The sequence below is a fragment of the Bacillus seohaeanensis genome (assembly GCF_042684945.1).
Taxonomy (GTDB): Bacteria; Bacillota; Bacilli; order Bacillales; family Bacillaceae_B; genus Rossellomorea; species Rossellomorea seohaeanensis.
Window position 1 is genome coordinate 40,112 of the sequence record NZ_JBHUMF010000015.1, and the last position, 12,178, is coordinate 52,289.

14 protein-coding genes are annotated in these 12,178 nt (G+C 36.6%); 5 read left to right on the forward strand and 9 right to left on the reverse strand.

Annotated features, from left to right (window positions below; translation table 11 throughout):
- Window positions 1–14 precede the first annotated feature (14 nt).
- Window positions 15–1,595: a long-chain-fatty-acid--CoA ligase gene (locus ACFSUL_RS06230; protein WP_377933689.1), complete on the reverse strand. Its 1,581-nt coding sequence runs from the start codon at window positions 1,593–1,595 to the stop codon at window positions 15–17.
- Between the two features lie 309 nt (window positions 1,596–1,904).
- Here ACFSUL_RS06230 and ACFSUL_RS06235 point away from each other — a divergent pair, with 309 nt between their 5' ends.
- Window positions 1,905–3,431 (forward strand): nitrate/nitrite transporter, encoded by a 1,527-nt coding sequence (locus tag ACFSUL_RS06235; protein ID WP_071411790.1) that lies wholly within the window; start codon window positions 1,905–1,907, stop codon window positions 3,429–3,431.
- Between the two features lie 31 nt (window positions 3,432–3,462).
- Here the strand turns inward: ACFSUL_RS06235 and mobA are convergent, their stop codons facing one another.
- Window positions 3,463–4,056, reverse strand: a complete 594-nt coding sequence (gene mobA, locus ACFSUL_RS06240) for a molybdenum cofactor guanylyltransferase (RefSeq protein ID WP_377933691.1) — start codon at window positions 4,054–4,056, stop codon at window positions 3,463–3,465.
- 259 nt (window positions 4,057–4,315) lie between these two features.
- On the opposite strand from mobA, the gene ACFSUL_RS06245 reads away from it, so the two are divergent.
- The gene (locus ACFSUL_RS06245; protein ID WP_071411788.1) at window positions 4,316–5,029 is read left to right on the forward strand and encodes a Crp/Fnr family transcriptional regulator; all 714 of its coding nucleotides are present in this window, start codon (window positions 4,316–4,318) and stop codon (window positions 5,027–5,029) included.
- 189 nt (window positions 5,030–5,218) lie between these two features.
- On the opposite strand, the gene ACFSUL_RS06250 is transcribed toward ACFSUL_RS06245, so the two are convergent.
- Window positions 5,219–5,941 carry a YwiC-like family protein gene (locus ACFSUL_RS06250; protein WP_377933694.1) on the reverse strand — a complete coding sequence of 241 codons (723 nt, stop codon included), beginning with the start codon at window positions 5,939–5,941 and terminating at the stop codon, window positions 5,219–5,221.
- Between the two features lie 275 nt (window positions 5,942–6,216).
- On the opposite strand from ACFSUL_RS06250, the gene ACFSUL_RS06255 reads away from it, so the two are divergent.
- On the forward strand, window positions 6,217–6,711 hold the full coding sequence (locus tag ACFSUL_RS06255) for a hypothetical protein (protein ID WP_071411786.1): 495 nt from the start codon (window positions 6,217–6,219) through the stop codon (window positions 6,709–6,711).
- A gap of 32 nt (window positions 6,712–6,743) precedes the next feature.
- The gene (gene ric / locus ACFSUL_RS06260; RefSeq protein WP_071411785.1) at window positions 6,744–7,436 is read left to right on the forward strand and encodes an iron-sulfur cluster repair di-iron protein; all 693 of its coding nucleotides are present in this window, start codon (window positions 6,744–6,746) and stop codon (window positions 7,434–7,436) included.
- Window positions 7,437–7,488: 52 nt separating this feature from the next.
- On the opposite strand, the gene ACFSUL_RS06265 is transcribed toward ric, so the two are convergent.
- The 4 genes from ACFSUL_RS06265 to rlmN form a co-directional block, all read right to left on the reverse strand.
- Window positions 7,489–7,680, reverse strand: coding sequence for a hypothetical protein (locus ACFSUL_RS06265; RefSeq protein WP_071411784.1), 192 nt, complete (start codon window positions 7,678–7,680; stop codon window positions 7,489–7,491).
- Window positions 7,681–7,713: 33 nt separating this feature from the next.
- Complete coding sequence (locus tag ACFSUL_RS06270; RefSeq protein ID WP_377933697.1) at window positions 7,714–7,848, reverse strand: hypothetical protein; 135 nt, start codon at window positions 7,846–7,848, stop codon at window positions 7,714–7,716.
- Between the two features lie 626 nt (window positions 7,849–8,474).
- The gene (locus ACFSUL_RS06275) at window positions 8,475–8,681 is read right to left on the reverse strand and encodes a hypothetical protein (protein ID WP_377933699.1); all 207 of its coding nucleotides are present in this window, start codon (window positions 8,679–8,681) and stop codon (window positions 8,475–8,477) included.
- Between the two features lie 114 nt (window positions 8,682–8,795).
- Window positions 8,796–9,866: a 23S rRNA (adenine(2503)-C(2))-methyltransferase RlmN gene (gene rlmN, locus ACFSUL_RS06280; RefSeq protein WP_071411782.1), complete on the reverse strand. Its 1,071-nt coding sequence runs from the start codon at window positions 9,864–9,866 to the stop codon at window positions 8,796–8,798.
- Between the two features lie 200 nt (window positions 9,867–10,066).
- Between rlmN and ACFSUL_RS06285 the strand changes: the two genes are divergently transcribed.
- Entirely contained in the window at window positions 10,067–10,570 is a 504-nt protein-coding gene (locus ACFSUL_RS06285) for a L,D-transpeptidase family protein (RefSeq protein WP_377933701.1), read from the forward strand.
- Window positions 10,571–10,740: 170 nt separating this feature from the next.
- Here ACFSUL_RS06285 and ACFSUL_RS06290 read toward each other — a convergent pair whose 3' ends face one another.
- Both ACFSUL_RS06290 and ACFSUL_RS06295 read right to left on the reverse strand, forming a co-directional pair.
- Window positions 10,741–11,460, reverse strand: a complete 720-nt coding sequence (locus ACFSUL_RS06290; protein ID WP_071411779.1) for a YebC/PmpR family DNA-binding transcriptional regulator — start codon at window positions 11,458–11,460, stop codon at window positions 10,741–10,743.
- 470 nt (window positions 11,461–11,930) lie between these two features.
- On the reverse strand, window positions 11,931–12,155 hold the full coding sequence (locus tag ACFSUL_RS06295) for a hypothetical protein (protein WP_377933703.1): 225 nt from the start codon (window positions 12,153–12,155) through the stop codon (window positions 11,931–11,933).
- Window positions 12,156–12,178 lie beyond the last annotated feature (23 nt).

A 12,178-nucleotide genomic window follows, 5' to 3' on the forward strand; every position in this document is an offset into this window, starting at 1 on the left:
TTCCTATATAAAAATCAATGCACCATTCGATCATGATCCTTCCAATAATCTTTGCGAATGACGACTTTTTGAATTTTACCAGAAGCGGTTTTCGGCAGTTCTTTGGCAAATGTGATAGCTTTTGGTGCTTTAAAATGGGCTAACTTTTCTCGTGCAAATTCTACGAGTTCCTGTTCTGTTAAGCTGTGGCCTTCCCTTACGACAACAACGGCATGAGGTACTTCTCCCCATTTTTCATGTGGAATCGCAATAACGGCTGCTTCTAATACAGCAGGATGCTCGTATAAAGCGCCTTCTACTTCAATTGAGGAAATATTTTCTCCGCCGCTAATGATAACATCCTTCATTCTATCGACTATTTCTATGTAACCATCTTCGTCAACAGTGGCCATATCACCAGTATGCAGCCATCCATCTCGAATCGTATGGTTGGTGGCTTCTAGATTTTTGTAATAGCCTTCCATGACAGTGTTGGATCGTGTGACAATCTCTCCGATTGCTTTTCCGTCATGAGCTATTTCTTCACCGAGTTCGTCAACTACTTTCACTTTCGATCCAATCATTGCATATCCCGTTTTTGCTTTTAATCGATATTTTTCTTCCGGCGAGCGATTTTCCTGCTCTGTTCGAATAACAGAAGTTGTAATCAACGGAGATGTTTCTGTCATACCGTATACTTGGACAAATTCCCAGCCTAAATCTTCCTCTACTTTTCGAACGAATGCTGGCGGTGGTGAGGAGCCGGCAATCACAACCCGGACATCCTGATCCATAACAGGCTTCTCACGTTCATATTCTTCTAGCACCATGTTCAACACGGTTGGTGCCATATGCATGACCGAAACGCCATATTTTTTTACTTTTTCTAAAATGATCTTAGGATCTACTTTATGAAGCATCACTTGCGTAGCTCCATTGGCTGTATAATAGAAAGGGGAGCCCCATCCGTTAACATGAAACATTGGTAACACATGAAGTAGCGTGTCTGAATCGGATACACGCAAATGATGCATTGTAGACATTGCATGTAAATAGTTGGAGCGATGTGATAACAATACCCCTTTTGGATTCCCTGTGGTTCCACTTGTATATAATAAGGAGGCGATATCCGTTTCCTCTAATGGCGTTCGTTCAAATGGTTCGGATGAATAAGCACCTCGCCATTCCTCATATCCAACATGACCATCTTTTCCTTGTCCATGAACAATGACTTTCTTTAGATTTGGAAGTGCAGACAATACTGGTTTCACTAATTCATATAAATCTTCATCCACAAATAACACTTTACTTTCACTATGGCTTAAAATAAATTGGTAGTCAGCTGGTTTCAATCGTGTATTTAATGCTGTCATAACAGCTCCAACTTGAAAAACTCCATAAAAGCCTTCTAGCATTTCTGATGTATTCGGTGCCAAGTAAGCAACCTTATCACCTTTTTCAATTCCAAGATCCACTAACCCTCGTGAAAGTTGATTAACCCGTTTGTTTAACTGATTATACGTCAAAACACGCCGATCATCGATAATCGCCAGCTTCTCCCCGTACAACTCCACGGCGCGATCTAAGAAATCAGTTAGTAGTAATGGTACATGCATTTCGTAAAATCCCCCTTGCATTGTTTAAAATCTACTAAGCTCCCATCTTTTGTTGTAATCCTGTTATATAACAATCATACAATAAACCTAATAATTATGACAGTATTTTCTGATAATTTTTAAAAAACAACTATGGGCTATCCTCATATGTCTGAATTTGAAGTCTATTTTAATTTTAGGAGAAGGAAGTATAGGATTCGTCTATGTGACAAACTTCACATCCTATACATGCTCTGTTTGCTAAGATGCTGATATGAAATGCTCGTAATAAAAAATAACCTATTTTCTATATTGAAAGGAGAAAAAGAAATGGGGAGACAGAAAGTACAATTATCTCTTCAAACAGGTAGTTTAGTTGTTGGTTTTATGGTTTGGGTTTTACTATCCTCGTTAATGCCTAATATTCGAGAGGACATCGCCCTTACTAATTCACAAGTTTCCCTTGTAACTGCTATTCCCGTTATTTTAGGATCGCTGTTACGAGTTCCAATCGGTTTTTATACAAACCGGTTTGGTGCAAGAACAATCTTTATCATTAGTTTTCTTGCCTTGTTATTCCCTGTATTTTTTATCAGTATTGCCGATTCCTTAAGTGATTTAATTATTGGCGGGTTATTTTTAGGTATTGGTGGAGCGACTTTCTCCATCGGAGTTACTTCCCTACCGAAATATTATCCAAAAGAAAAACACGGATTAGTCAACGGGATTTACGGTGCTGGTAATATTGGAACAGCCATCTCTACATTTGCAGCACCAATACTAGCTGCTTCCCTTGGCTGGGTAACTACTGTTCGCATTTATTTAGTGCTATTACTTGTATTTGCGGTAGTGAATTTTATTCTTGGAGATCGTACAGAAAAGAAAGTGCATGTATCAATGATCAGCCAAATTAAAAGTGTTTATCGAAATCAAACATTATGGTTTCTAAGCATATTCTACTTTCTCACATTTGGTTCGTTTGTTGCTTTCACCATTTATTTACCAAATTTCCTCGTCAATCATTTCGGATTAGATCCAGTTGATGCTGGTTTACGAACAGCTGGCTTTATTGCATTGGCTACGTTTTTACGTCCTGTTGGCGGCTGGTTAGGAGATAAATTTAACCCATTTATGATTTTAATGCTTGTATTTTTAGGACTTACATTTTCAGGCGTTTTATTATCGTTCTCTCCCACGATTCAATTGTATACGATTGGAACATTAACGGTTGCTTTATGTGCTGGGATTGGAAATGGAACCGTGTTTAAATTAGTTCCGCTTTATTTTGCTAAACAAGCAGGGATTGTGAATGGAATTGTTTCCGCGATGGGTGGTTTAGGTGGATTCTTCCCTCCTCTTGTATTAACGACAGTATTTAGTCTTACGGGTCATTATGCAATTGGATTTATGGCACTTTCCGAATTTGCACTTGTTAGCTTTGTGCTCGTCGTTTGGATGTATTATCAAGATAAGCTGAGCTTAGAGAGCAAGCTTATTGAAAGTACAGCGCAAGGAATGATGGTAACGAATAAAGACGGTGTCATTCAGAAAGTGAATCCTGCTTTTTCTAGAGTGACTGGCTATTCACTAGAAGAAGTGATTGGAAAACGTCCAAATATGTTGCAGTCTGGTCACCATAACAAAACATTTTACGAAGCTATGTGGAGCAATATTCAACAAGAGGGATACTGGCAAGGAGAAATCTGGAATAAACGTAAAAACGGTGAAGTTTACCCTGAGTTACTGACGATAAGTGAAGTACGAAATGATGTTGGAGAAGTAAAAAATTACGTAGGATTCTTTAGCGATATTACAGATTCAAAAATAAAAAATATCAATATTGTAAAAGAAAGCTGAAGGTTTTTCTTCAGCTTTTTTTCGGTTTTATTTATTCCTGACTTGCTATATACAATCGATAATCTTCTGGTCGATTAATATTAATAAAGCTTTGGCTATTGCCTATGTCCGATACATATAGGCAGTTTATTCGTTGCAATAAGCTATGTAGCGACAGATCCCCTTGTTGAAGGATATCTTGAATTTTATTTTGTATACTATAATGATAGGCAGCGATGAGTGGCTGCTTTCTCCCTTCCATAACCGGAACAACAGCTTCTACCCCATTATCCATATTAGCAATCAATTGTTCGATGACATGATTATTTATAAAAGGTACATCTATAGGTAAAACGATATACCACTCCGCTTGAAATTCCTTCATTGCGGAATAGATTCCCGCTAGTGGTCCCTTTCCTTTAAAGCTGAGATCATCTTGAATCAATGTCAAAGAGTTGTCTACGTGAAATTGGTTTTGTACATCTTCATTGGTCACCACGACAAGCTTTGAGGTAAAAGGCTTTAACGCTTCTATTGAATACTGGTAAAAAGGCACACCTCGTCTTTTGGCAAACGCTTTGGGTTGTCCAAACCGTCTAGATTGTCCACCAGCTAAAATAACTCCTATTATTTCTTCTCTTTTCAAAACGATCCTCTCCTTTTTTCATTCGGATGCCCCCCTCACCCAGAGTTACTCCTACCCTTTCCATCTTAAGAAAATAATGGTCTATCCTAATAAAAAAGCTTCGACTTCCAAATATGATATATTTGTGAACTGTGATGTATATCACACTTCTTACATCAGCAGTTTGGTATTTTTTAAGCAATAAGTACTAAAAAACGAACGGAAATTTTTTTACTTGGTTTTTATAGATACTTCATTTTGCCTGAAGGAGTGTTACGCCATGCTAGCGAAAGCTTATAATAATGATACTAAATTAATGTCTGATAACCTACGTCAATTACTTATCTCGATTGGAAGGAAACGGAAGATAAGAAAAAACACGTATCTTTTCCAAGAAGGAATGGATGCAAAAGAAATTTACTTAGTTCAGTCTGGTCTTATCCAAATCGGGAAACTGACACCAGATGGCAAAGAGTTATCACTTCGAATATGTAAGAAGGATGATCTTGTCGGTGAACTTACCTTATTTTCTGATGAATCGAAGTACATGCTAAGCGCTCTTGCTCTTGATGATTGTGACATTATCACGATAAATAAAACGACTCTTGAACAAGAGTTGGCTTATAATAATGCCTTAACATTTGAATACATGAAGTGGATGAGCGTTCATCTTCGCAAAACACAGTCAAAAATTCGCGACCTTTTGTTAAACGGGAAAAAAGGTGCCCTTTATTCCACCTTAATTCGTTTATCGAATAGCTATGGAGTAAAGCAGGATGACGGTTTGTTAATCGATATCGTGCTAACGAACCAGGAGTTAGCCAATTTTGTCGCATCTGCACGTGAAAGTGTGAACAGAATGCTCAGTGACCTAAAAAAACAGAAGGTCATCTCCCTTAACGACACAGGAAAAATTATCATCCACAAAATTGATTTTTTACGAATGGAAATTGGTTGTGAAAACTGTCCAATTGAAATTTGTAACATTGATTAACTTACGTTTCCGCCACTGGGTTGATTGGAGCGGAAATCAACGGGCTGAATCTATAAGGAAAAACAACAATCTATGAGAAAAAAGCCTCTAAGTTTAAAACAGGAATGTCAAGTCTGCATTCCTGTTTTTTGCGCCAATCGATTGCCTCCAAATGCCCTATTCCTCTTCCAATCAATAATGGTAGCTTTACTAGAAAACAGTTAAATACATGATCATTGTCATAAAGAAAATAAAACTATTTCCTATCTCTAGTATACCCAACTTCATAATCGGCAACGGTTTCCCATACAATCCGATTGCTCGAATGAGACTTGGTACATAAGCAAGCGTTAGCCACATATGTCCAAACACGAAAACCATCACAACTAAACCTATGTGGTATCCCCATGAATACCATTTAAATGTTTGATTTTTCTTCTCCCGAATCATGGATTTCACATAAAACGTGCTACCTAAAAAGAAGAAAAAGGAATAGATAAAAATAAGCCAAGCCGTGCCATCAAGTGTGCCGCTACCTAAAAAATAACTCGCCAACCCACCGATTCCAAAAATGATAATCGCGGAGACATCATTAAGGAAAGCCCGCTCCTTCTTCCTCTTCGTGAAGTATACGTTAATAAGGAAAAACGGAATCATCGCAAAACTAAAAAATAGTAATCTCCACTCTTCGTACAATGGGAAAACGAGGAAAACAAGTGCAAGCGAAATATATATGATTGACCATTTTTTATGAAGGGCTATTTTCTTCTTTTTTAATAACATAAAGATTGGAACTGTAGCTAGATAAAGAAAAAGCCAACCAAAAAGGAAGGGAAGATGAAAAATAGTAGCTTCTCCTCCAAGCATTCCAAGTAAAAATGGTATAAGAAGCATTGCCCACGCTCCGTGCTGCTTAGGTAATAAAATCTTCATGTCTCTCCACCTCTCTCTAACGCCTATCATAGCAGCTAATAGACCCTCTAGATGTGACTTTTCTCATATTCTCGGTGTGAAAAGTGTCACAGAAGTGTGAAACAGAAACGAGTAAGATAGAAGAAAACTAAAGATATTATTCAAATCCATTAGAGTTTATAAAAAAAGGAACTCGAAGTAGTCTCACGTTGTTTTATTGTAGCGACTAGCGGCTTCTTCTGAGTGAACTTTTTCTATCACTCTTCGATTTTGAATGATAAAAAGGTGGAAATCATATGAATAGCTATGATTATATCTTTCAGTTAAAAAGACTCTCACTCTTTGAAGACCTACGATTGGATATTGTGGCGCAATTGACCAAAAAAGGGAACCTACTGAAAGTAAATCATGACGAGGAGTTAAGGGACATCCTTCTTCCAGAATCAATATTTATCATGTTAAAGGGAAAAGTGGAATTGCTAGATGTTCAGAAATCACATAATTCTTGGGTTGTAGCTCAATGGTCAGAAGGAGAGGTTATCCCTAATTACCACAAAAATGAAACATTTTCCCGTATTTTTAAAACGAAGGCAGTAGACGATAGTATCTTATTACAACTGCCTATCCATCTGTTCCTGAGTATTGCTAGCCAACATTCACATACGCACATTCTACTATTAAAACTAATGCACCTAAATTTGACGTTTTCTTATGGAGTACTTAGCACCTATTCTCACCGGTTACAAAAAAATAATGAAGAATGTGACATACATCAACAAAACGAAGGATAGAATGATTTACTCTACTAATAGGAGGTGCAGTAATGACTACAAAATTTAATGAAATGTCTATAGTTGGTGAGATCGTAACAGAATTTCCGAAAGCAAGTGATTTTTTCAAGAAAAATAAAATAGATTTTTGCTGTGGAGGGAATCGCCCACTTGGTGAGGTGGTTCGTGAAAGAAAATTACAAGATGCTCAGATTGTTGAGCAATTAAATGAGTTATATGAGAATAATTACGCAAACGATGATGCAATTGATTGGAGAGAAAAAGATTCAAACAAAATAATTGATCATATTATTACTAAACATCACGCCTTCCTTCGGGAAGAGTTAAGTATGCTATTGCCATATGTTAAAAAAGTAATGCTTGTCCATGGAGACGCACACCCATTTATGAAACGGGTTCATGAACTATTTATTGAGCTAACAGCAGAGTTGCTAGAACATACGAATAAGGAAGAAGAAATTTCTTTCCCTGCGATCCTATCTTTTGAATCGAAACAAGGTATGGATGCAGAAAGACTGAAAAATATCATTATCGAATTAGAAGCGGAGCATGACCGCAGTGGTAATATTATAAAAGAAATTAGAGAACTTACAAGTGATTTTACATTACCAGAAGGTGCTTGCCGTACATTTGAACTTGTTTATAATCGATTAGAATTTCTAGAGGAAGATACGTTCCAACATATTCATTTAGAAAATAATATTTTGTTTCCACGATATATGTAAAAGAGAAACGAAAATATTGTCTTAATCAAAAGCTAAAACGCAAAGGAGCGTTTTAGCTTTTTTCATTTAACCCAACATTTTTCTCCTTCTCTTTGTTCACTTGATAGATTTTCTTTAATGTTGCATTAATGTTATTCAAACTTAGTAAAATGAAGCCTAGCATAATAAATGTGACAAATTCCCTTGTAAAAAAAGCAATAATGCCTAGTACTAAAAAATAAAAACCGTACCACCAATTGTTCATTATTTCATGCCCACCTTCTTTTTCTCCATCAATCTACTTTTTGTCCCGAATTTCTTCCAATAGTTCAATCACACGATCATTCTGCTTTTCTATTGACTTTAATGTTTTTTCAATAATACTAGTTGAAAAAAATAGAATGAGTAAAATTGCAATTCCGACTAATGTCAATTTTATTTCCTCCGCATTATATATAGATATCTCTTTTTAATGCTAACATATAATGGAATTTTTTTCTTTCTATATTTACGATTACTTTAAATAGAAGAAACTCTTCGATTGTCGCCTAACCACAAATTCTCAAACAAATAATCAATGCGCCAATCTATTTCTGTTTTAACATCTATAAGGCTTCTACTTCCTTTCTCTTAACATAATTAATACTTATACAAAGGTTGTTTTAGTAAAGTCTATTGCTTTTCAACTACAAGCTAAGTTTAACAAACTGAGCTTATTGGAGCGGAGGGCGCTTGACTCCTGTGAGAAGAGAGGAAAGTGAGAAGGCCCCACAGGAGAAGCCGATGTCTAGCTCGCTGTGAAAAAGATATAATCCCCAAAAGGCAAAAAGCTCCTTTGGGGATTTTTCCTATTTTCTTCACGAGTTGAGCAAGCCACTTCCGCTTTTCTCAGAGACTCGCATCTAGTGCCCGTAGCGGAAATTAACGGGCAAAGTTTATAAATCAGAATAACAATCTCTGAGAAAAGAGCCTATACAAAAAACGCATGGATTTTACTTCCATACACCTTTCGTAAGTACAGTTTATCCGATGCAGCAACGTGCCTTACAAGCCCCGCATCTAACTTGTTTTCTTACTTTTATATTTTTCTAAGACGCTCCACACCCAATAAGCAACCATCGCCACGATAGGAATCACAGTAGGAACGAAATGATAATCACTTGAAAGGATTATAAACAAAAGAATTGCAATAAGTAGCGCTGGGACCATCACAAGAAACCACATTCTCACCCTTCTATTTTTAAAACTAAGTTCCATCCTCTCCATTCTACACCCCCAAGTATCCTGATTGCCTTTATCTTCATGCTAACATTAAGAAATTAAAAAGCACATAGACTTTTCCTAAAGTCCATGTGCTCTTCACCGTAGTTGTATTTATTTTTAGGAACGAGCTTTATCTTTTTTAATTTGTTTACTTCGTAGCTGGCCACATGCAGCGTCGATATCTGAACCTTGCTCTACACGGACACCACAGTTAATGCCATGGTTGAGCAATGTTTCATAAAACTTCACAATTGACTCTTTTGTGCTTCGTTGGTACTGATTATGCTCATCAACAGGATTATACGGGATTAAGTTGACATAGGATAAATGGCGTTTATCTTTTAGCAACTTCGCTAGTTGCAGTGCTTCTTCCTTATGATCATTAACATCCCGAAGTAAGATGTACTCAAACGTAATTCTGCGATTGGTTTTTTCTAAATAATAATCAATCGCCGGCATTAATTTTTCCAGTGGATACGCTCTATTTATTTTCATAATTTGCGTTCTAAGTTCGTTATTTGGTGCGTGTAATGACACCGCTAAGTTAATTTGAATATTTTCATCAGCAAAATCATAAATTTTGTTTGCTAGACCACTTGTCGATACCGTGATATGTCTTGCTCCAATGGAAAGACCTTTTTGATCATTTACCACGCGGAAGAAATCCATCATGTTATCATAATTATCAAACGGTTCTCCAATTCCCATCACAACAATATGGCTAACTCGCTCACCTTTTCCTACTTCATCAAGATGATGTTGAACATTCATAATCTGTTCAACAATTTCTCCGCTTGATAAATCACGATTTTTTTTCAGTAACCCACTTGCACAAAACGTACAGCCAATATTACAACCGACTTGCGTTGTCACACAAACAGATAAACCATAATTAAATCGCATTAATACTGTTTCAATTAAATTCCCATCTTGAAGTTTAAATAAAAATTTAATTGTTCCATCTTTTGATTCCTGTTTAATTTCCTGCTCTAGTGTTTGTATGAAATAATTTTCTTTTAATAATTCAATACAACTTTCGTTTAAATTTTTCATTTGCGAAAAATCTGTTACTCTCTTTTTATATAGCCAATCCCAAATTTGAGCGGCACGAAACTTTTTCTGTCCATTCTCAACTAACCATGATGTAAGTTGATCTAGTGTTAATCCATATATGGATTTCTTTTCCATTTAAAACCCTCATTTCGAAACTTTACCTTTTTCTACTGTTCTATACTACTTAATGTATTCCAATGTAGCAACCCATTTATACTGGAAAATCTTAATTTATTAGTATTTTGCCCTGATTTCTTCAAAAAAGCATACTTCTTATTGGTCAATTACAAAAAAACCACATATAGTAATCAAAATGAAAACTTTTGGAGGTTTTTATGTACCAGCATATTGTCAAGCCTAATGAAACGTTATGGTCAATTTCAGAAGATTACCGTGTACCGTTTTCATCCATCGTTCAAGCCAACCAAATCGGTAATCCCAACATGATTTATGTTGGGCAAGCGATTACTATTCCTGGTCTCCCTAACCCTGACCAAATTCCTTATTCCATCCACGTCTCGACTTCCAATAGAACATTAACACTTATGAAGAACAGCACTCCTGTAAAAACATATCCAATTGCTGTGGGAAGGGTTCTCCATCAAACACCCGTCGGCGACTTTGTCGTAATTAATAAAGCTCCCAATCCGGGTGGACCTTTTGGAACAATGTGGATGTCTCTTTCTAAAAAACATTATGGAATTCATGGTACAAATACCCCTTCTTCCATCGGAAAAGCAGTTTCAAGAGGTTGTATACGAATGTATAATTCAGATGTAGAAGAACTGGCAAACACGATTCCAATTGGAACTCGGGTTTTGATTCGTCCATCATTCTAACCCTCTTTATTAGAATATAGAAAAATTTTGCTTTAACCAGATTTCCTTAACAATGAAATAAGCAGACCTTGTACATACCAAAGGTCTGCTTTCATGTCTGCTTATCCCCTCGAGGTCAAATGGCATCCTCATTGGTCCGGGCGCCATTTGCTTATCAGAGCATTTGTCTATTACTCACCTAAATCTACATTGTGATACACTTGTTGAACGTCTTCTAGGTCTTCTATAGCATCAATCATTTTTTCAAATTGTTCTTGTGCATCTTCTGGAAGTGTTACGTCATTTTGTGCAAGCATTGTTAGTTCTGCAACGGTAAATTCTGTTATCCCAGCGCTTTTGAATGCTTCTTGCACGGCATGGAATTGGTCTGGTTCAGCATATACAATAACTGCTTCCTCTTCTGCTAAAATATCTCGTGCATCGACATCTGCTTCCATTAATAGTTCTAGCACTTCTTCCTCTGTTTTTCCTTCAACACCAAAAACAGCTGTGGCATCAAACATATAGGCTACTGATCCACTAACCCCCATGTTACCACCGTTTTTACCAAAAGCAGCGCGCACTTCCGATGCAGTACGGTTTACGTTATTTGTTAGTGCATCTACGATAACCATTGATCCGTTTGGTCCGAAGCCTTCATAACGAAGTTCGTCATAGTTTTCTTCTGAACCACCTTTCGCTTTTTCAATCGCACGGTCAATGATTGCTTTCGGTACATTATACGTTTTCGCACGTTCAAGTACGACTTTTAAAGCCTGATTTGATTCAGGATCTGGTTCCCCTTGTTTTGCCGCTACATAAATTTCACGTCCGAATTTTGCATATATACGACTAGTATTTGCATCTTTTGACGCTTTTTTTTCTTTAATATTGTTCCATTTACGTCCCATATTGAACACTCACTTTCAACTTTGAATCTACAATTTTAGTGCAATAAACTGCTTCTTCAACACTTTATTAATATAATTAGGCTCTTTTATGCTTGTCTAGTTCTAGCTAGAGATCATAAAGGATATTCCTATTTCTGCTGAATTGCTTGTCTCCCCTCAGCAATCTAATTTCCACCTACTAGTGAGAGTTGGTGACGATTCACTATTGCAGACAAACAATCCTTGTTGAAGATATCGCGTTTATTCACTACACTTTATTATACATCAATTACAGAAAAATTTGTTACGAGTTTGCTAATTGAAATAATCAGGCAGTTTTTTATGCATTTGTGTTCGGACAACTAATTGTTTTAACTTTTATTTACAAAACAAAAGCAATTCTTCTTAATGAAAAATTGCCCTATTCTGAATGATAGCAAATGCAGTTATTTATACTGCTGTATTCATTTCCGTAAAGCGAAGACACTCCATCAAAGTATCTTCGTGCGGTCTTTTGAATTCTCTAGTTGCATCTTTTCCAATTCAAGTCGCATTCTTTCCGTTTCTACCCGATAGTTTTCATGTTTTAGTTTCTCAAGTTCCAATTCATCTTGAATCATTTTGTGCTTCAACTTCGACTGTGTCTGAAAATGGCCTGTCACGATTGCAATAATAGGAATCGAAAATATCATGATAACTGCTACTAGCCCCGTCATTCTTCTCCCTCCTCGCTTTAAAA

Bases quoted from the DNA above. Each gene is read 5' to 3' on its own strand.
- rlmN (WP_071411782.1), bottom strand. From the start codon at position 9,866: ATGGAAAAGAAATCCATATATGGATTAACACTAGATCAACTTACATCA.
- ACFSUL_RS06250 (WP_377933694.1), bottom strand. From the start codon at position 5,941: ATGAAGATTTTATTACCTAAGCAGCACGGAGCGTGGGCAATGCTTCTT.
- ACFSUL_RS06285 (WP_377933701.1), top strand. From the start codon at position 10,067: ATGTACCAGCATATTGTCAAGCCTAATGAAACGTTATGGTCAATTTCA.
- ACFSUL_RS06235 (WP_071411790.1), top strand. From the start codon at position 1,905: ATGGGGAGACAGAAAGTACAATTATCTCTTCAAACAGGTAGTTTAGTT.
- ACFSUL_RS06290 (WP_071411779.1), bottom strand. From the start codon at position 11,460: ATGGGACGTAAATGGAACAATATTAAAGAAAAAAAAGCGTCAAAAGAT.
- ACFSUL_RS06265 (WP_071411784.1), bottom strand. From the start codon at position 7,680: ATGAACAATTGGTGGTACGGTTTTTATTTTTTAGTACTAGGCATTATT.
- ACFSUL_RS06255 (WP_071411786.1), top strand. From the start codon at position 6,217: ATGAATAGCTATGATTATATCTTTCAGTTAAAAAGACTCTCACTCTTT.
- ACFSUL_RS06245 (WP_071411788.1), top strand. From the start codon at position 4,316: ATGCTAGCGAAAGCTTATAATAATGATACTAAATTAATGTCTGATAAC.
- ric (WP_071411785.1), top strand. From the start codon at position 6,744: ATGACTACAAAATTTAATGAAATGTCTATAGTTGGTGAGATCGTAACA.
- ACFSUL_RS06295 (WP_377933703.1), bottom strand. From the start codon at position 12,155: ATGACGGGGCTAGTAGCAGTTATCATGATATTTTCGATTCCTATTATT.
- ACFSUL_RS06230 (WP_377933689.1), bottom strand. From the start codon at position 1,595: ATGCATGTACCATTACTACTAACTGATTTCTTAGATCGCGCCGTGGAG.
- ACFSUL_RS06275 (WP_377933699.1), bottom strand. From the start codon at position 8,681: ATGGAGAGGATGGAACTTAGTTTTAAAAATAGAAGGGTGAGAATGTGG.